Origin of the sequence: Gordonia sp. 852002-51296_SCH5728562-b, from assembly GCF_001665475.1 — a bacterium.
GTDB lineage: Bacteria > Actinomycetota > Actinomycetes > Mycobacteriales > Mycobacteriaceae > Gordonia > Gordonia sputi.
Window position 1 is genome coordinate 76,536 of the sequence record NZ_LZMI01000079.1, and the last position, 18,347, is coordinate 94,882.

19 protein-coding genes and 1 tRNA gene are annotated in these 18,347 nt (G+C 64.8%); 12 read left to right on the top strand and 8 right to left on the bottom strand.

Translation table 11 applies throughout. From position 1 onward, the window contains the following. Positions 1-8 precede the first annotated feature (8 nt). From A5766_RS14485 to A5766_RS14500, 3 genes are all read left to right on the top strand, one after another. On the top strand, positions 9-599 hold the full coding sequence (locus A5766_RS14485) for a hypothetical protein (RefSeq protein WP_141630972.1): 591 nt from the start codon (positions 9-11) through the stop codon (positions 597-599). Then, positions 596-1,642: a helix-turn-helix domain-containing protein gene (locus A5766_RS14490; RefSeq protein WP_005208999.1), complete on the top strand. Its 1,047-nt coding sequence runs from the start codon at positions 596-598 to the stop codon at positions 1,640-1,642. The genes A5766_RS14485 and A5766_RS14490 overlap by 4 nt, the downstream gene beginning before the upstream one ends. 338 nt (positions 1,643-1,980) lie before the next feature. After that, positions 1,981-2,247 carry a hypothetical protein gene (locus A5766_RS14500; protein WP_005208998.1) on the top strand — a complete coding sequence of 89 codons (267 nt, stop codon included), beginning with the start codon at positions 1,981-1,983 and terminating at the stop codon, positions 2,245-2,247. A gap of 23 nt (positions 2,248-2,270) precedes the next feature. Here A5766_RS14500 and A5766_RS14505 read toward each other — a convergent pair whose 3' ends face one another. Beyond that, positions 2,271-2,804 carry a hypothetical protein gene (locus tag A5766_RS14505; RefSeq protein WP_005208997.1) on the bottom strand — a complete coding sequence of 178 codons (534 nt, stop codon included), beginning with the start codon at positions 2,802-2,804 and terminating at the stop codon, positions 2,271-2,273. 124 nt (positions 2,805-2,928) lie between these two features. Between A5766_RS14505 and A5766_RS23940 the strand changes: the two genes are divergently transcribed. Further along, entirely contained in the window at positions 2,929-3,219 is a 291-nt protein-coding gene (locus A5766_RS23940; protein WP_082965527.1) for a helix-turn-helix domain-containing protein, read from the top strand. On the opposite strand, the gene A5766_RS14515 is transcribed toward A5766_RS23940, so the two are convergent. Together A5766_RS14515 and A5766_RS14520 are read right to left on the bottom strand one after the other, a co-directional pair. After that, complete coding sequence (locus A5766_RS14515; protein WP_156527463.1) at positions 3,157-3,639, bottom strand: hypothetical protein; 483 nt, start codon at positions 3,637-3,639, stop codon at positions 3,157-3,159. The two genes, A5766_RS23940 and A5766_RS14515, sit on opposite strands and share 63 nt — an antisense overlap. Positions 3,640-4,053: 414 nt before the next feature. Beyond that, the gene (locus A5766_RS14520) at positions 4,054-4,377 is read right to left on the bottom strand and encodes a helix-turn-helix domain-containing protein (protein ID WP_141630971.1); all 324 of its coding nucleotides are present in this window, start codon (positions 4,375-4,377) and stop codon (positions 4,054-4,056) included. A gap of 104 nt (positions 4,378-4,481) precedes the next feature. On the opposite strand from A5766_RS14520, the gene A5766_RS14525 reads away from it, so the two are divergent. The 3 genes from A5766_RS14525 (at position 4,482) to A5766_RS14535 (ending at position 7,167) form a co-directional block, all read left to right on the top strand. Further along, positions 4,482-5,417, top strand: a complete 936-nt coding sequence (locus tag A5766_RS14525) for a tyrosine-type recombinase/integrase (RefSeq protein WP_039856989.1) — start codon at positions 4,482-4,484, stop codon at positions 5,415-5,417. After that, the gene (locus A5766_RS14530; protein ID WP_064905141.1) at positions 5,414-6,862 is read left to right on the top strand and encodes a hypothetical protein; all 1,449 of its coding nucleotides are present in this window, start codon (positions 5,414-5,416) and stop codon (positions 6,860-6,862) included. The genes A5766_RS14525 and A5766_RS14530 overlap by 4 nt, the downstream gene beginning before the upstream one ends. Positions 6,863-7,094: 232 nt before the next feature. After that, positions 7,095-7,167, top strand: a tRNA-Arg gene (locus tag A5766_RS14535). A gap of 102 nt (positions 7,168-7,269) precedes the next feature. Here the strand turns inward: A5766_RS14535 and A5766_RS14540 are convergent. From A5766_RS14540 to A5766_RS14550, 3 genes are all read right to left on the bottom strand, one after another. After that, on the bottom strand, positions 7,270-8,214 hold the full coding sequence (locus tag A5766_RS14540) for a hypothetical protein (RefSeq protein ID WP_064905143.1): 945 nt from the start codon (positions 8,212-8,214) through the stop codon (positions 7,270-7,272). A gap of 119 nt (positions 8,215-8,333) precedes the next feature. After that, positions 8,334-8,765: an SRPBCC family protein gene (locus A5766_RS14545; RefSeq protein WP_064905193.1), complete on the bottom strand. Its 432-nt coding sequence runs from the start codon at positions 8,763-8,765 to the stop codon at positions 8,334-8,336. A 95-nt stretch (positions 8,766-8,860) separates the two neighbouring features. Continuing rightward, complete coding sequence (locus A5766_RS14550; protein WP_064905145.1) at positions 8,861-9,370, bottom strand: MarR family winged helix-turn-helix transcriptional regulator; 510 nt, start codon at positions 9,368-9,370, stop codon at positions 8,861-8,863. 61 nt (positions 9,371-9,431) lie between these two features. Between A5766_RS14550 and A5766_RS14555 the strand changes: the two genes are divergently transcribed. The 3 genes from A5766_RS14555 to A5766_RS14565 all read left to right on the top strand — a co-directional run bounded on the left by A5766_RS14555 (position 9,432) and on the right by A5766_RS14565 (position 14,742). Next, on the top strand, positions 9,432-10,658 hold the full coding sequence (locus tag A5766_RS14555) for an FUSC family protein (protein WP_064905147.1): 1,227 nt from the start codon (positions 9,432-9,434) through the stop codon (positions 10,656-10,658). Positions 10,659-10,842: 184 nt separating this feature from the next. Further along, complete coding sequence (locus tag A5766_RS14560; RefSeq protein ID WP_064905149.1) at positions 10,843-13,014, top strand: glutamine synthetase III family protein; 2,172 nt, start codon at positions 10,843-10,845, stop codon at positions 13,012-13,014. Between the two features lie 102 nt (positions 13,015-13,116). Continuing rightward, a complete protein-coding gene (locus tag A5766_RS14565) occupies positions 13,117-14,742 on the top strand; it encodes a PucR family transcriptional regulator (protein WP_064905151.1) in 1,626 nt (541 codons plus the stop codon). A 314-nt stretch (positions 14,743-15,056) separates the two neighbouring features. Here A5766_RS14565 and A5766_RS14570 read toward each other — a convergent pair whose 3' ends face one another. Both A5766_RS14570 and A5766_RS14575 read right to left on the bottom strand, forming a co-directional pair. Continuing rightward, the gene (locus tag A5766_RS14570; RefSeq protein WP_064905152.1) at positions 15,057-15,761 is read right to left on the bottom strand and encodes a GntR family transcriptional regulator; all 705 of its coding nucleotides are present in this window, start codon (positions 15,759-15,761) and stop codon (positions 15,057-15,059) included. Beyond that, positions 15,761-16,294, bottom strand: coding sequence for an HD family phosphohydrolase (locus tag A5766_RS14575; RefSeq protein WP_197501460.1), 534 nt, complete (start codon positions 16,292-16,294; stop codon positions 15,761-15,763). Before A5766_RS14575 ends, A5766_RS14570 begins: the two co-directional genes overlap by 1 nt. Before the next feature lie 97 nt (positions 16,295-16,391). Between A5766_RS14575 and A5766_RS14580 the strand changes: the two genes are divergently transcribed. Beyond that, positions 16,392-17,546 (top strand): TIGR03364 family FAD-dependent oxidoreductase, encoded by a 1,155-nt coding sequence (locus A5766_RS14580; RefSeq protein ID WP_039856983.1) that lies wholly within the window; start codon positions 16,392-16,394, stop codon positions 17,544-17,546. Between the two features lie 28 nt (positions 17,547-17,574). Further along, entirely contained in the window at positions 17,575-18,258 is a 684-nt protein-coding gene (locus A5766_RS14585) for a phosphonatase-like hydrolase (RefSeq protein WP_005208971.1), read from the top strand. Positions 18,259-18,347 lie beyond the last annotated feature (89 nt).

Below are 18,347 nucleotides of genomic sequence, written 5' to 3' on the forward strand. Positions count from 1 at the left end.
AGAAGGTTGTGGATGACCTCGGCGACAAGCTCCTCGGAGCGTTCATTCAATCGGTCGACGGGGCGGCGGTCGACCTGGAGGCATTCCGGGACGCTTTTCCTACCTGGTTCGTCAACTTCTCAAAACGGTTCGTCGCGAACTTCGTCCATGAGCGCATGTGGGACCGGATGGTGCGCGAGGTGGCAGACGAATCGGCGGTTCAGATCATCGATCAGGAGCCGACTCGTCAGATCCTCATCGATCGCTACGTGATCCGGTTCAAGCGCCACCGGTCCGACTTGAAGATCAGCACGTACCCGACCTCGGGTGCGTTGGCGTTTTGGACTAACGTGGCGATGATTCCTGGCACAGAGACCCATAGCCTCGCGCTCGGCTACCTGTGGGATGTCGATGAGGCTGCCGTGAAGGGTGCACTCCTGTCCTACCGCACTGAGCTTGATCGCCCATTGTGGTCAGTCTCGTTGGGTGCCAACCCAATCCAGGCTGCTGGATCGGGTCCCGCGCCAATCGACTGGACACCCCTGGAGCCGAACCTGCCCCAGCTCGACCTTCGCGACATCATCGAAGAAGACGAAGATGGGACCGAAGGCGGATCATGAACAATGTCGGCGACGTGATCATCACGGCCCGCCGAGCTGCTGGGATCACACAAGAGGAACTCGCTGAGCGACTCGGCGTCACTCAGGCTGCCTTGTCGCGATATGAAAACGGTCAGCGCGATGTCGACCCTCCGACGTTGGCGGCGTTGGGTCGTGCGCTTGATCTGTCGACGGACTTCTTGACCCATGCGTTCGGTCTACGGGGCGCCATTGCTGCCGATGCGCACATGCGCCGACAGAAGACGGCAAAGGTCAGCGACTGGCGCAGAATCGAGGCTCAGCTCAACCTCATCCGCATGCGGTCAGCATTTCTGTTGGCGCGCGTCGGTATGCGACCAGAAAATCATCTGCCGACGTTCGACCCGCTCGATACGTCGCCCGTTGATGCGGCGCGGATGGTGCGCGCGCAGTGGAAGTTCCCCATCGGGCCGGTGCGAAACCTGACGGCGTGGATGGAGTCAGCAGGCATTCTGGTAATCGAGTACGACTTCGGAACTCACCGCATCGACGGGATGTCCCAGTGGGCGGCCGACTATCCGGTCGTAATCATCAACAGCACGCTGCCAACGCCCCGCAAACGGCTCACCCTCGCACATGAGCTGGGCCATCTTGTGCTCCACAGCGAATTCACCACTGAGAATGTCGAACAGCAGGCCAACGAGTTTGCTGCCGAACTGCTGATGCCCGAACATGTGATCCGACCCGAATTGACGGCGCTCAAGCCAGCCAAACTCCGAGCCATGAAGCGCGTTTGGGGCGTTTCGATGCAAGCAATCTTCGAACGTGCTTACCGCATGGAACTGGTCAGCGCGACTGAACGGACCAGCTTCTATCGCTCGATGAACGCCAAAGGGTGGAAGGTACACGAGCCCGATGACGAGTTGGTTCTACCCGAAACGCCTCGCCTGGCAGCAAGTATCGGTGACGCATTGGTCACCCGTGGAGGGCTGTCGCGTTCCGAGGTTGCCCGTATGTGTGGGCGCAGTAGCTCTGCTCCGGAGACCGTTTTTCTCTCCCCGGACCGGCGGTTGCACACCGTCTAGGCGGACGGAGCGGGGCCGCACCGAGAAACGGTCCTACTACGGTGTCCGTGGACCACAGGGTGTGGTTTGGGGTACTCATCAGAGGAGTCGACATGGCGGTTATTGATCGGATTGTTCGCATAGGTGTCATCGTGGCCGGGATCGTGCTGGTTGGCGGGTGCGCGGCGAATTCGCAATCTCCCGGCAGCGCCGCGGACTCGTCATCGCAAGACACCAGCACCACAACAAGTGCACCATCCTCGACCTCATCGGAGACGGCGTTCTCGTCCACGCCTTCGGACACCTCCGAAGCACCCCCGGCTGTACCGTCGTCCACCCACCTGACGTCGGTGGACGTCATGTGTGACCTGATCGCCAACCCGAACACCAATACCTCAGAACCGGTCGTTGTGCTTAAGGGCAGCGTCAACTGTGCCGCAGCACTCGCCGTCGCACGCGACTACCTAGCCGCGATTCAGCGCGGTGAACCCGAGGGGCAAGGACAGTTCGCGACGATCCGAGGGTGGGGCTGCACATGGCCTTACGTCCCAGGCCGTAGCCACGCCGACTCCTACCTGGAGTGCACCGATCCGACCGGTGACAACTCCGTCCGAATCGGCAACTGAGACAAAAACCTGCCCGAGCAGTACTACTGCTTCACGGCGCTGATCGGGAGTGGATTGCCGTTGCCGTCGGTGCCGATGAGGGTGAGGGTTTTGTTGTCACTGTTCCAGGAGGCTTGGACGGCGAAGCGGTCGTTGCCGTACTGCCACGCCAATTGCTTGGCGTTGTTGATTGTGTCAGGGACGCCGGTGGCGACGCTCGGTTTCTTCGCTGTGATCTGAACTGTGCCGCCGTCGTTCCAGGTCCAGGTGCCGCTGGCTGGAACCCAACTGTTGTCGGTGGCGGCGTAGGTGCCGTCGGCGATGGCGATCTGGAAGGTTTGCGGGCCGGTGGGTTCGCTGGTCACGTTGGGGTCGGTACTTGGCGATCGGGTGACGGTGACTTTCCAGGTGCCCTGGGCAAACTTCTTCACAGGTTCGGAACCCGGGTCGTTTCCGGAGCAGGCGGCGACGATCATCGCACCGGACGCGAGAGCCGCGTATTTGAAGATGTCGCGGCGGGTGAACCCGATCGAGCGGGCCTGCCGATAGGTGGCGGCGGGCGTGGTCGGCGGCATCATGGGTGTGCTTCTCCGTGCTGTCGGTGACGTGGGTTGAGGAGGTTGACAAGGACACCTCACTCGGCGGTAGTTGTATCACATTTGATACAGACTTGGGCGTGGTCGGCATCGGAGTGTTGTCGGGATGCCCACTCCCGATCCGTTGCCGTCCGATGCCGAAGTTGCGCGCCGAGCTGCGCATCGGCGGGCGTTTGGTGACGTGATCCGTCAGGCACGCGAGGATCGCGGTCTGACCCAGGAGGCCTTGGCTGAGCGTGCGGAAGTGTCGCGGCCGACGATCGCCCGGATTGAGGGATCGATCAACACGATCACGCTAGATCGGTTGTGGGCGTTAGCTTCCGCGCTCGACATTTCAGCCGTCGAACTGATTCGACAGACCGAGCAGATCGCCGGAGGGCGAGAAGTCGACGGGTGACTCGCCACCGCGCGACGGCATATAGCGGTAGCGCATCTCCGAAGCCCATCCGCGTGGATCGAGGGCCGGTAGGTGGTCGCCAAGGATGGTGTACGCGAGGCCGATGTCGTCGAGTTTGATCGGCAATCGACCGCTGAAGAGTTGGTTGACCCGGTTGCTCGATGGGTTCGCTGAGTAGCGTGCCCGACGCGCATAGGTCTCGTTGGTCATATCGATCTTGAACAGCGCCAGCCGCATTTCGTACACAAGTCGATGGTGGGTGATCGCGGCAAGCAATCGTGGGGTCCCTTGGAGAATCCCGGTGACACCGTCGGGTTCGTCGCTGGTCACCGCCACTGCCGACCTGAACTCGGCCACCGCGCGACGCCCGAAGTCGGTGTCCCTCACGCACCACCGGCGAGGCACGAAGCTGGACGGCATTCTTCGGACGCTACCACCAATTCGGGTGTACATGTGCACTGGCAAAATAAGTATGTGTTCTAGTCATAGAACCTGAGGAGATAACCGGGGGTTTAGGACAATATTCTGTGCGGATCGGCGATTTGACCGTATCGAAAACGTGTCATGGGGGCCGTTCCTGCAACGATTGATTCCGCGACAGTCATGCACTAGAAGGGCCCCAGCCCGGACCGGGCATGACGAAGGCCCCCCACCTGGCAGGGCGGAGGGCCTTCAAAGATCGGTCCCAGTGCACAGCTGGGGCCACCAACACACGCCCACATTGCGAAAGTCAGGAGTGCTGTTTTGAGTGTAGGCCCTTTCGGGCCGTGCGACTCATACTATCCGATCCGGTGCGCCGGACCGGTGTATGAAGCACGGCCCCACCTAGTCCGCTCAGTTCGTCGGCGTCCGGTAGCCGATCGTGGTCTCGTAGGTGGGCCACAACGCGGTATCAAGCCCCGCTTCCAGCCGTGCCAGGGTCGCGGCGTCACAGAACCGCAGCCCCGCGAGCGCGCGGCTGATCGTGGCGTGATTGACCCCCACCCGCGTCGCGAGCGTGCGCAGGCCGATCCCTTCGGCGTCGAGTGCAGCCCGCAGGTTTCGGGCGAACAGCTGGGCCGCCTGCACCTGGATGGGCGCATCGTCACGCAGGGCTGCCTCCGGCCATACGCCAGCAGCAACATACTCGATTGGGGCTCGTGGGTGTGTGGAAACCACCAGCTCAGCCTACCTGTCGGGTCTGTCGGTACTCGACTTGTCGTACCCCACCGCAATAGTGGTGCCTATGAGCACCATTCGACTCTGTGTGAAGGCGGCCGGGCATGACCGGCCATCAACTTTGCCTCGCGTTGCGGTGGTCGATCGTGGGTGACGAACGCCTGACCACCATCGCTGCCGCCGTGTTCGCCGCGTGGAACCGCGCCGCCGCCTCGGGTGCTATGTCGCAGCAGACGGTCGCCAAGTTCTCGTTGCTCGTCAACCGGTTCTGCCGCTTCGCCGTCGCGCACGGCATCGAGTCCATCAACGACATCACGCCAACCCTCGTCGGAGACTTTGTGCATGCTAGGGGCCGCGATCGATCGGGTGAGCGCATGGAACCGTCGTTGGCTACCAAACACATTCGGCTCTCGACGCTTCGCGTCTTCTTTCGCACCGCTCGCTCACTTGGCATCGGCTGCGACGACCCGACAACAGTCATGGACCTGCCCGGCCGTGCGCAACCCGGGCAACGTCGGCCGCTCACCCCGGACGAAGCGCAACTCGTACGGTTCTTCGCCGATCTTGGTGCTCACAAACGACATTCGTCGACAGTCGCATTGTTGCTGGCGGGTGCGCGGACCGGTGAGATCGGCCGCCTCACTGTCGGTGACATCGACGTTGACGAGAAGGCCGCGCACTTGCACGGCTCGGTCAAGTACGCCGAACGCGTCGTGCAACTCGACGATTACGCCGCCATGGTTCTCAAGGCGCGTATCTACCATCTTGGACGGGACCCGCGACAACCCCTGTGCGACACCGGAACAGGATCGGATGCGGCACGCCAAGCGCGAGTGGGGATGACCGTCGGAGCTGTGCTGCGCGCCGCTGGGCTGTCGGTCGATTCGGCGATCACGCCAACATCGTTGACTGCGTACGCCGGAGCGCAGGCCTTCGCGCGCACCGGCCATATCGAAGACGCCGCTAGCGTGACCGGGTCACGATCCCTCGACAGTGCCGCCTCGCTGATCGGCTTCGACTGGCAGGGGCAGGCCGGATGAGCAAGAGGCGCAACCGGCGGTATTACGCCAAGCAAGCCGCGAAGGAGTCCTCGGCAGGTGCTGCGGCCGCTTCGTCGATGCCTGACCGCGATTCCCGGCCGCTGGAAATCGAGTACATCGAAGCACTCGCCGCTGACGACGCCGTCTACGCACTGGCCAGAGAACTCCCCACCAAGATCGAGGGGTCGACCGGACCGAGGCGGAGCTACCACGAGGTGCTCGTCATCTTCTACGTGTCACTCGCCGGAGTCCTTGGCTCGCACCGCAAAGCGGCAAAGGCGCTATCGCACAGCAGGTACTGGTCAATCCTGTGTGCTGGGTGCGCCCTGCACGGTATCGACCTGAACCCGCGCCCGCCGAAACGGTGGAACTGCCAGGACGCCCGCAAACGTATCCTGGACGCATCAACCTCCGTCACGGCAGGCCACGTCAGTGAACTCTTGGAGACCCTGCGGGTGCGGTTCGTTATCGAAGCGCGTGCACTCGCCCAACGGCATGGCTGCCTTCTCGTTCCGCACCGCCGCTCGCTCACCAACCCCGAACGCGGCAACGTCGTCTACGCCGACGGCAAGGTGATCTCCAGCATCTTCACCGAAAGGGCAGTCAAGAAGCGCGAAGCCGCAGGACAGCGGGTCGACGGCGAACTCCACAAAGAAGGTGACAAAAAGGACCTCACGCTGGGCATGAAATTCCAGCACATCGTGACCCGTCCCAGTACGGCACGCAACAGCCGCATCTTCATCGACATGATCCACACTGCGCCCGACAGTGGAGGTGAGGCCGCCATCAGTGTCCAAGCGCTCCTCGACCTCGCCGCCGCCGAACCCGGTGCCACCACCGTCTGCTACGACGGCGCCTTCCGGGGCGTGCACCTGCAGCCACTCGCCGACGCCGGATACATGATCTTCTCCCCGCCCCACGAGACGACTGCCGCGCTCAAACCTTTCGACAGCCTCACCTGCGCGTGCGGGCGAACCCACAAGCTCTACACCCGCAAAGGAACGCTGGTCGCCGAACGCGTCGACGAGGATGGCGCCGTCCACCACGACCGCTGCAATCTGCTTAAACTCCACTCCACACACCGAACCACTGGACGCTACGACTGGTACGTCACAATCCAATTGCCCTGCGGCGCAGCACATCGCGTACGAATCAACGAACCCGCGAGTGACGGTGCGACCCATCGCGTGGAATACCTTCGCCAAGCTGTCGCTGCCGAAGACAGCGAACCCGCCACCGTCTACAACCGCATCTACCCCTACCGATCCGATGCGGAATCAGCCAACAACACCATCGATGCCGACTGGTACCGAGGCCGCGCGATCTCCACCACATGCGACGGCCAATACCTGGTCATGCTCGGCCACGCGCTGGCCCGCAACGCCTACGCCGACCGGCTCTGGCGACACGAACACCCCGACCCAGGCGAGCCGCCCGTGCCCTGAGCGCCCGCGACACCCCGGCTGATCAGCAACTACGAACACCGCCAGCGTCACCTCACGCCCAAAGTGGCGCGAGGTGCATTGCCATGCCCGCACACCGCTGCCGTATACTCCACACGTCGGTAGCCACAGCGATTGCGGTCACCGACACGGGCTGGACGAAGATAATCCCAGGTAGAAGCCCCGCGAAAGCACGAAATCGCGGGAACTTCCTCCATCACTTCACCCAGTCCCCGCCCTCGTAGCTCAGTGGATAGAGCACCGCTCTCCTAAAGCGGGTGTCGCAGGTTCGATTCCTGCCGGGGGCACAGTGACATCCTCGCCGGCCTCCGGCCGGTGTGCAGGTAGTTGCGTGGGACGCACGGGTACAAAAATGCCCCCGAGGATCCCACGCAACTCGGCGCCTCGACTCAGATCCGCGGCACTCCGGCCGCCACGAGATCCTTGACCACTTCTTCGGGCTCCGTACGCAACTCGACGGCGGTACACCGCAGTTGGCGGCGGCCAGGAGCAGACAAACGGCGCTGCCGACGTAGATCGGCCTCCCACGACGAGTGGTCCCTGTGAAAGGACCCGTCGACCTCGAGCACCACCGTCGATCCGTCCGGCAGATCCCATTCGCCGTCGGTGTAGCGGCGTCGACCATCACTGTCGGTGCGAGCCCGCTGACGCACGGGCTGCTGCAGGGAGAAGTCACGGCACATCGTGACCAGGTCGATTTCGGCCATCGACTCCGAGCCGCCCGCAATGTCGTCGAGAAATCCGCGCAGGAGAGGTTTGTGACGCAGCCGTGGCAGCTTGTCGCACCAGGTGAGCAGCCCCTCGGCCGTGGTCAGTCGCTGTTGCACGACGGCGGCAAGAAGACCACCGGCCGACCGTGCCGATGCATGCTCACCCCACGCACCGTCGTTGAGCGCGGAAGCCAATGTGAGGGTCGCGGGCTCGATCCGCAGCGTTGTCATACCCGCGCGTCGCACGGAGAGCGAGGTCAGGTCGTGGCGGGTACGGACGTAGTCGATTCCGTCAGGCGCCCTCCGCGCGCTGCGATCGTCTGCTCCGACAAGGAACACCACCGGCCCATCCTCCCAGCCCTTCAACCCATGCACCGCCAGGGCAGCGCGACCCGCCAGAGCTGTTGTGCCACAGGGATGTAGCGCGCCGATCCACACGCGCTGCGACTCGCTCGGAGCACCTGGAGCGAGCATCAGAACCCGCGGACCGAATGCCTTCCACTCACCGCAGCCGACTCGCCGCCGCACGGTTCGCTTGTCGACGCCTGCCTCAGCGAGCTGCGCACGTGTCGCAATGTTCTCCTGCCGGTGCGCGAGCGCCAGCCACCCCTCGTCAGATCGCACCCGCTCAGGATGTCGCAGATCCGACGCGACGCCGAGAATCTATCCACAGACCCAAGTTGTGTGGGACACAGGGGTACAAAAATGCCCCCGAGGGTCCCACGCAACTCGGACCCGAGGCGTCAGACGAGCTGCGACCGCAGGTTGTTGTCGGTCTGCTTGATCGCCTGGCCGACGAACGGCTCGAGAATGGCACCCAGCGCACGCCCGCTGAGCCCGCCGGGGAGTTTGTACTGGAACTCGACCTCAACCCTCGTTCCGCCATCGGCGTCGGCGAATCGCCAGGTGGTGTTCGCGGGAAAGCCGTCGACGGACACGAGGGCGATCAGCTCACCGTCGACCCATTCCTTGGTCTCGACCGTGGACTTGAGCAGCTTCGGCCCCACCCTCATCTCCGCGTTGAACGTCGCGCCGAGACCGGACGTGTGGTCGGTGGTCGGATCGAACCGAGTGATCCCGAACATGTAGCCGGGCACGTTGTTGTAGTCGTTGACGTAGTCGAACACCCTCTGACGTGGCACATCGATCACCGCGCTGTGGCTCACCCCTGGCATCTGCACTCCTCGTGTTGTTCCGCCGAGACGGCGGTGGACGCAACTACGCACAATGTTCCATTACCCGTTGTCGACGTCGACAATCGGGTCACACCTCACTCGACGAGGTCCGCCGAGATGCGTCGCAGAAGGTCGACGAGCTGTGCGCGTTCGTCTGCGCTCAACGGGGAGAGGACGTCGGCATCGTCGGCGAGCCTGTTGGGAAGTTCGGCGTCGACCAGCGCCCGTCCCTCCTCGGTCAGTTCCAGCAGCACCACCCTGCCGTCGCGCTCGGACTTTCGTCGCGCAAGCAGTCCGCGCCGCGAGAGCGCCTCGCTGATCTTGGTGATCGACGCTCCGCTGAGCATGGTCGTCGACACCACCTCGCTGGCACGCAGTGGACGGTCCGACCTGGCCAGAGCGCCGAGGACGTCAAACTCCGACCGTCCGATCCCATGTGCCTCCAGCTTGCGGTCGAGTCGGTGGTTCGAGACCGTCGCGATGCGCTGAATCCGACCGAGAATGCCGATCGGCTCGATGTCGAGGTGGGGATAAGACCGCGCCCACTCCGCTTCGATCCGGTCGACCAGGTCGCGGCTCGCGCGGGTGTCGGGAGTGTCGGTCACGTGACGATCATAACGACCTCCTACATTTACTTCACTAGTAAAACAGTGATAAATTAGTCCGATGCAGCGTTCCCTGATCACTCCGCACGTCCGTGTCCGCGGTGCAGCTCTCCAGCACGTGGTGAGCCCGACCACCTGGCGCGACGCCCTGCGCCTCGACTTCAGCCGGACCGGCGTTGCCGCCCCGCTGCGGGTGGGTCTGGCCGTCGGAGTGGTCCTGGTCGTCGGCGCACTACTGGGTCTTCGCGACCTCGCGGGCCTCGCGGCACTGGGCGCGCTGGTCTCGGCGTTCTGCCGACCCGACCCCTACCCCGTCCGCGCGCCCCGACTGATCGCACTCGGCGTCGGGGTCACCGCGGTCATCGCGGTCGGCGCGACGATGGGCACCTACGCGAACTCCATCGTCACCGAGATCGTCGTGACCGCCGTGCTGGCCGGGATCGCGTGCTACGTCGTGTCGGCGCTGCGCATTGTCGGACCGGGCGCCGTCATCTTCGTCTTCGCCGCGACAGGCGCAGCAGGGTACGCACACAGTGCAGCCGACATCGGCCGTGCGACGCTCGCCTCGGCGATCGGCGCCGTGATCGGCATTCTCATCGCCCTGGCGCCGTGGTCCGTCGAACTACTCAGGTCGCGACTCCTGAGATCGAGTACAGACGACGCTGCGTCGAAAACTCCTCCAGCGCGACGCGAATCGATCTGGGTCACCCTCGCGGGCGGACAGGCCCCCGCGCATCGTAAGCACCTCGCCGTGACCGCGATCCGCATCGCCGTCGCTGCTGCGATAGCGGCCACGATCGCCGTCGCCATCCATCTCGATCACCCGATGTGGGCCGCGATGGGTGCGGTCGCGGCGATGCAGGGCGTCGAATATCACCTCACTGTTCGACGTGGCGTCCAGCGACTGCTGGGCAACCTGGGCGGGGCGGTGATCGCGGGCGTACTCCTCGCGGTGCCGCTGGGATACTGGGGCGCGGTCGCTGGCATCGTCATCTTCCAGGTCCTCGCCGAGATCCTCTCGACCGTGAACTACGCGCTCTGCTCGCTCGCGGTCACACCCATGGCACTGCTGCTCACCGGCCTCAGTGCGGGGTTGAGCCCCGAGGCGGCCGTCGATCGCGTGCTCGACACCGCGATCGGGATCGTGGTCGGGATCGTCGTGGCCGCACTGACGGTCCGCGGACACGACATCGCGGCGCTGCATGGTCACGCCGCGAACGCACCGCAGGCCGACGCCGAACCCGAGCTGCCCCAACCGAACTCCGCGTCGAATCATTCGCGTAGCTAGAGGCCTCACTAGTTTCGCACCATTGTGAAGCGTGTTTTCACGAGCGTCACATGGAGGCAATGACCTGGGTACGTGGTGCTCATAGCGTCGTTTTGCTTGAACCAACGACACTCACTCTTCGGGGCCACCCGGCCACGGCAGGCGCACACGCGTCGCACCGGAGAGCCGACCCAGGAGTTTATGTATGAGTGGCAGCATGTCCCGCCGTCAGGCCATCGAGGCCGTGACCACGTACGAGATGGAATGCGACGGCTTCCCCGAGCCACTGGCAGACACCTTCGGCCGCAACGTCTTCACCCTCTCGGCGATGAAAACCCGCCTGCCCAAGCACGTCTTCAAGGCTGTCGCGGCAACCATCGACAAGGGCGTTCCACTCGACCCGACCCTCGCCGACTACGTCGCCTCCGCAATGAAGGACTGGGCCATCGAGAAGGGCGCATCGCACTACGCGCACGTCTTCTACCCGCTGACCGGCTTCACGGCAGAGAAGCACGACTCGTTCCTCGAGCCCGACGGCGCCGACGGTTCGCTCGCCGAATTCGCAGGTAAGACGCTGCTGCAGGGCGAGCCCGACGCCTCGAGCTTCCCCAACGGCGGCCTGCGCGGCACCTTCGAGGCGCGCGGCTACACCGGGTGGGACGTGACGAGCCCGGCGTACATCCTGGAGAACCCGAACGGCAACACGCTGTGCATTCCGACGATCTTCATCTCGTGGACCGGTGAGGCCCTCGACAAGAAGGTGCCGCTGCTACGCAGTCAGCAGGCGATGAGCAAGCAGGCCATGCGTGTGCTCAAGCTCTTCGGCCACGAGGACGTCGACACCGTCGTGTCGTACGCGGGCCCCGAGCAGGAGTACTTCCTGATCGATCGCCACTTCTACTTCGCCCGCCCCGACCTGATGACGACGAACCGCACGCTGTTCGGCGCCAAGCCGTCGAAGGGGCAGGAGTTCGACGACCACTACTTCGGCGCCATCCCCGACCGCGTGCTCGCGTTCATGATCGAACTCGACCGCGAACTGTTCAAGCAGGCCATCCCGGCCAAGACCCGCCACAATGAGGTCGCACCGGGGCAGTTCGAGATCGCCCCGGTCTTCGAGCGCTCGAACATCGCACACGATCACCAGCAGCTCATGATGACCACCATCAAGAAGGTCGCCGAGCGCTACGGCATGATCGCGTTGCTGCACGAGAAGCCGTTCGCCGGCGTCAACGGCTCGGGTAAGCACGTCAACTTCTCGATGGGCAATTCCAACCAGGGCAACCTGCTCAACCCCGGCGACACCCCGCACGAGAACGAGCAGTTCCTCGTCTTCTGCGCGGCGATCATCCGCGGCGTACACAAGTACGGCGGGCTGCTGCGTGCGTCCATCGCCTCGGCGTCGAACGATCACCGGCTCGGCGCCAACGAAGCGCCGCCCGCGATCATCTCGATCTTCCTCGGCGAGCAGCTCTCCGACATCTTCGACCAGATCGCGAAGGGTGGCGCCAAGCAGAGCAAGACGTCGGGCGTCATCGAGCTCGGCGTCGACACGCTGCCGCCGTTCAAGGCCGACGCGGGCGATCGCAACCGCACCAGCCCGTTTGCGTTCACCGGCAACCGTTTCGAGTTCCGTGCACCCGGCTCCAACCAGTCGATCGCCGACCCGATGATCGCGATCAACGCGATGCTCGCCGATTCGCTCGAGTACGTCGCCGACTTCCTCGACAAGGAACTCGCTGCGGGAACCGAGTTCCACGCCGCAGTCCAGAAGCTGCTCGAGGGCATCATCACCGAGCACGGCAAGGTGGTCTTCAACGGCAACGGCTACTCCGACGAGTGGCAGGAAGAGGCGGAGTCGCGCGGATTGCTCAACCTGCGCACCACCGTCGACGCGATGGCACAGTACGACCTCCCGGAGATCAAGGAGGTGTTCAGCAAGTACGGCATCCTGTCCGAGCGCGAGCTCGAGGCACGCAAAGATGTTGTGCTCGAACAGTATTCGCTGGCCCTGCTCGTCGAGGCGAAGGAGACCCTCGAGATCGCCAAGACGATGATCCTGCCCGCGGCAACGCGTTACATGGGCGAACTCGCGAGCACCGCGGCAAGCCTCAAGGCTGCGGGAATCGAGATGGAGACTCCGGCGCTGGGCACCATGACCGGCAAGGTCAGCGAGCTCAACAACGCCATGGACACGCTCGAGGACGCTATCGAGGGCTTCCACGGCGAGACCGTCGAGGAGGAGTCGGAGTACGCACTCAAGTCGCTGATCCCCGCGATGAACGGCGTGCGCGACGTCGCCGACGCGCTCGAGGGAGTCGTCGCCGACGACCTGTGGCCGCTTCCGACGTACAACGAGATGCTGACCATTCTCTGACGCGAACACGTGACGTGCCCGCCGGGATATCTCCCGGGGGGCACGTCGCTTTTTGCGAACTTCTTGGCCGATCCGCCAGGACTGATCGGTATCTTTGTCGATATGGATGAATCGGGTGTGGGTGTGGGGCGGCTGTTGCTCGCGCTCGACGCGACGCTGGCGTCACTGGCTGCCGCACCGCGAGGCCTTGACGTCGTGATCGACTCGGTCGCGCTCATCGACCCCGACGACCTGCGCCTCCCGCTGCACACGTCGGCGCGCGACGCGGATCTGTTCCTGATGGTCGGAGTCGACGCCGACGACGTTGTCGGATGGCTCCACGGGTTCGGATCACAGATGCCTGTCGCCGTCATGCTCAAATCGCCTTCGGCGGAAGCTATCTCACGCATCGCCGAGCTTTCCGTCGCGGTCATCGACGTCGACCCGCACGCGCGGTGGGAACGCATCTATCGACTTGTCCTGCGAGTGCTGGAGGCGTCGTCGGTCCAGCCCGGCGCCGAATCGATGCAGGCAGGCAGCATCGGCGACCTCTTCGAACTCGCAGCAGAGGTCGCGCGGCGCACCGGTGGGCTCGTGAGCATCGAGGACGCGCGCTCGCATGTACTCGCCTACAGCAGCGCCGGTGACGAGGCCGACGAGCTCCGACGATTGTCGATCCTCGGGCGCGAGGGACCACCGGACATGCTCGCCTGGTTGCGCCAGTGGGGCGTGCTGGATGCGCTGCGCACCACCGAGACACTGGTGTCCGTCGAGGAACGCGGCGAGCTGGGGTTGCGCCCGCGGTTGGCGATCTCGATCCGCTCTCCACACGAGCGGGGAGTCGGCGACTACCTCGGCGCGATCTGGTTACAACAGGGGCGAGATCAGTTCGCCGACAACACCTCCGACATTCTCGCGGGCGCCGCCGCCGTCGCGGCGCGCATCATCTCTCGACGACGCAGCGCGGGTAGCGGACATGACGAACTGGTGCGCCGACTACTCGGAGCACGCGGTGAGACGGTCGACTCGGAATTCCTTGGCAATCAATTGGGCATCTCGCCCGACACTCACCTGCTGGTGGTCGCGTTCGGCGGCCTGCTCGCCGATCCGTCGAGAGCGTCGGTTTCCTCACCTACACCCGCGATGATCTCCGCATTGACGTTGCACGCCAGCGCATTCAGCCCACTTTCGGTGACGTCGACGATCGGACGGCGAGCCTACGTCGTGCTTCCCGGTGCCGATCAGGACGCAACGGTCGCGTGGGCCGGCTCGGCGGTTGCGGCGGCGCGTCGACAGTTCGGAGTAGAAGCGCGTGCCGTGGTCGCGGGGCCTGCTGCCGGGCTTGGGTTAGCGCCGACGTTGCGGACTCAGGCCGATCGCGTTCTCGATGCGGCACAACGCGAATCGGATCTGATCGAACCCGTCACGACGGTCGCGGCGTCGACGACGGGAGTGCTGCTCGGCGAGATCGTCGCGTTGATCGAGGACAATCCGGAGCTGATCGACGCCCGCGTCCTCGACCTCGCGGCGCGCGACGAAGCGTCGGGAACCGAACTCACACCGTCACTGCGCGCGTATCTCGACCATTTCGGCGACGTCCGGGCAGCCTCCGCCGCGCTGCACATCCATCCGAACACGTTGCGCTACCGGATTCGTCGCGTGCGGGAGCTGACGGGCATTGACCTCGACGACCCGACCACCCGCCTGGTCGTCGCGCTGACGCTCCGGGTCCCGCGGCCCGCTGGCTGAGCGGCCCGCTGTTCCCGCAGAGGTGGTCTCGACAAGCTCGACCAGCGGGGAACGCTCGCCCTACCGCTGGTTGGAGCCGACCCCTACCGCTGGTTGAGCCGGCCGCGAGCGCAGCGAGCCGCCGAGTCGAAACCACTCACCCCGGGCAGAGGTGGTCTCGACAAGCTCGACCAGCGAGAGGAACGCTCGACCAGCGGGGCACGCTCGACCAGCGGAGGACGCTCGACCAGCGGGGAACGCTCGCCCCGACCGCTGGTTGAGCCGGCCGCGAGCGCAGCGAGCAGCCGAGTCGAAACCACTCGCCCCGCAGCGCCTCACTCCCGCAGCGTGGCCTCGAAGGCGATGCGGTCGCCGCGGAAGAGCGACCAGACCACCTCGACGGGCTGGCCGTCGGCGTCGAGAGATCTCCTGCGCAGCAACAGCATCGGCATGGCGGTCGACGTCTCGAGCAGCCCGGCCTGCCGGGGACTCGGCAGCGCCGTCTCGATCCGCTCCTCGGCGCTCGCGAACGTGACGCCCTCGGCACGGATCGCCGTGTACAACGATGTCTCCGGGTCGAAGGTCTCGTAGAAGTGTCCGAATCGTTCTTTCGGGAGAAACGTACTCTCCAGCCCGAGCTTCTGGCCGTCGGCGAGCAGTACGCGCTCAAGGTGCATCACCGTCGAGCCTGGCGCCAAACCCAAACCTGCGCAGACGGATTCGTCGGGCACTGCGTCATCGAACGTCACCTTGATACGACTGGGTACCCGCCCGAACTGGCGCGCACCCTCGGTATACGACTTCAACGACAACGGCTGCACCATCTTTGGTGCCGACACGACCGTTCCGCGCCCCCGCCGTTCGATACGACCTTCGACGAGCAGTTCCTGCAGCGCCTGCCGTACCGTCTCGCGCGCGACCGAAAACCGTTCGGACAGCACGCGTTCGGACGGCACCGAGTCGCCCTCTTCCAGGTCGGCGAGTAGGTGCTCGAGTTCGGTTCGCACCCGCACGTACTTCGGTTGGGTGTCGGGCGCCATCAGTGGCCACCCCGCTCGACGCCGAGCACACGCCGCGCGACCACCACGACCTCGTCGATCGTGAGTGCCGAAGCCCCGGGAATCTTTGCCGCGTCGTCGAATCGGCGCAGTGCGATGGCGTCGGGCCACCACGGGTGCCGTGTCCACTCCGCACCCAGATCGGCGGCGCCTCCCTGCTCTGCGAGCGAGGCGACCGATGTCGCGGTCAGCCCATTCGCATACGCCGGATCGTGTGCCGCGAGCCACTTCTTCGCCGCGACATGCGAACCCGCAAGCCATCCGACGCGGTCGCCGAATCGCGGAGTCAGCCAGGCCCGCGCATCGTCGTCATGGCGAGCAGTGGATTCGACGAGCGGACTGTGCCCGACGTCGTGAAGGACAGCGGCGACTACCAGTTCGTCATCCGCGCCCGCCGCCGCAGCGTTATGGCCCGCCTGTAGCGCGTGATCGAGCTCGTCGACGGCCTCTTCGTCCCAGACGCCGCGCAACGAGCGCAGCACGTCCTCGACCTCGGCAACCACATCCGCACACATGCGGTTCACTCTACCAATTTGGTCTAGACCAAGAGTTAACCCAGAGTTCTCCGAAACGTCCTTTATTGGTCTAGACCAAATGGGCACACTAGTCCACATGAAGGTGATCATCGTCGGAGGCGGAATCCTCGGTACGTCGCATGCGCGAGCAGCTATCGAACGCGGACATGAGGTGCTATTGCTCGAACGAGAGCGTGAGGCGCGTGGCGCAACAGTCCGGAACTTCGGGCTCGTCTGGGTATCCGGACGATCCGCGACCGAACTCCCCGCGGCTCAGCGCTCACGTGACCTCTGGGAAAAGATCGGAGCCGACGTTCCCGGTATCGGCTTCCGACCGTGCGGCTCGATCACACTCGTCCGCACCGCCGCTGAACTCGCCGTCGCGGAAGAGACTCTCGCACAGAGCGATTCCGCCCAACGCGAGTTCGCACTCCTCGACCCCGCCGAGGTACGCGCGCTCAATCCAGCACTGCAGGGCACCTATGTCGCAGGCCTGCACTGCGCACGCGACGGAGCCGTCGAATCTCGTGTCGCACTCCCGGCGCTTCGCGGATTCCTCTCCACCACCGGACGTTTCGAGTATCTCGGAGGGCGTGAGGTCCGGTCGGTGACGTCGACCTCGGGCACCGTCGAGGTCACCGACGACACCGGCGCAACCCATCGCGGCGACGCCGTCGTCGTGTGCACAGGGGCCGCGCACTCGGGCCTGCTACGCGAACTGGTCGGCGAGCAACCACCGGTCCGACGGGTCCGGCTCCAGATGATGCAAACCGCGCCGTTCGACGAGAAGCTCACCACCGCAATCGCCGACGGCGACAGCTTCCGCTACTACCCCGCGTTCGCGGGCGACGCCCTCGACCATCTCGGCCGCGTGCAGTCGCAGTCGCCCGTCGCTGCCGAACACCACATGCAACTGCTGTGCGTGCAACGCCTCGACGGCGGTCTGACGATCGGCGACACCCACGCCTACGACCGGACCGCCGACGGCGACGATGCCGACACCTTCGGCTTCGACGTCACCGAAGACCCCTACCAGCACCTCGTTTCAGTCGTCGAGAACCTGCTCGGGCGGCGCCTTCCGCCCATCGCACGACGCTGGGCAGGCGTCTACTCGCAGTGCCTCGACTCCTCAGAACTGGTGTACCGCAGCGAGGTCTCGCCCGGCGTCTGGGTCGTCACCGGACCGGGTGGGCGTGGAATGACGCTCGGCCCCGCCATCGGTGACGACACCGCAGACCTCATGAACCTCTGAACACACGCCACACCCGAAGGGAAATACCTTGTCCGACAACCCGATCACACTCGCAGTCCTCGACATGGCAGGCACAACGGTCGCCGACGGCGGCTCGGTCCTCGCCGCGTTCGACGCCGCGGCCGCAGCCGCAGGCCTACCCACCGACGGCCCCGGCCACGACGAGGTGAGGCAATATGTCGTCGACACGATGGGACAATCCAAGATCACCGTCTTCCGACACCTCGTCGATGGTGACGAAGCACGGGCACAGGCGGCCAATGCGGCGTTCGAGAAGGCCTACGACGCACAAATCGCCGACGGCGGTGCCACCCCTATCGACGGTGCGGCACAGGCCATTTCACAGCTGCGCGACGCAGGTATCAAGGTTGCGCTGACCACAGGCTTCAGCGCGAACACTCAGAAGCTACTCATCGACTCCCTCGGCTGGCACGATCTCGCCGACCTTGTCATCGCGCCGTCGGAAACCCTGCGCGGCAGGCCTTTTCCCGACATGATTCTGTCGGCCCTCATCACACTGCGCATCGACGATGTGCGTCAGGTGGCGGTCGTCGGTGACACCGCCAACGACATCACCAGCGGCGTGCGCGCCGGCGCGGGCATCGTCGCGGGCGTACTGACCGGCGCACATGACGAAGACACACTCCGCGCGGCAGGCGCAACCGATGTCGTCGCCGACATCGGCGCCGCCGCTGCATTGTTCGGCAACTGATCACCCGCTCGACACCACCCAGAACTACACCATCCATCCACATCCGTTGTGCTGCATCGGCGCGGCACAGCGCCATCCGCCACGCCCAC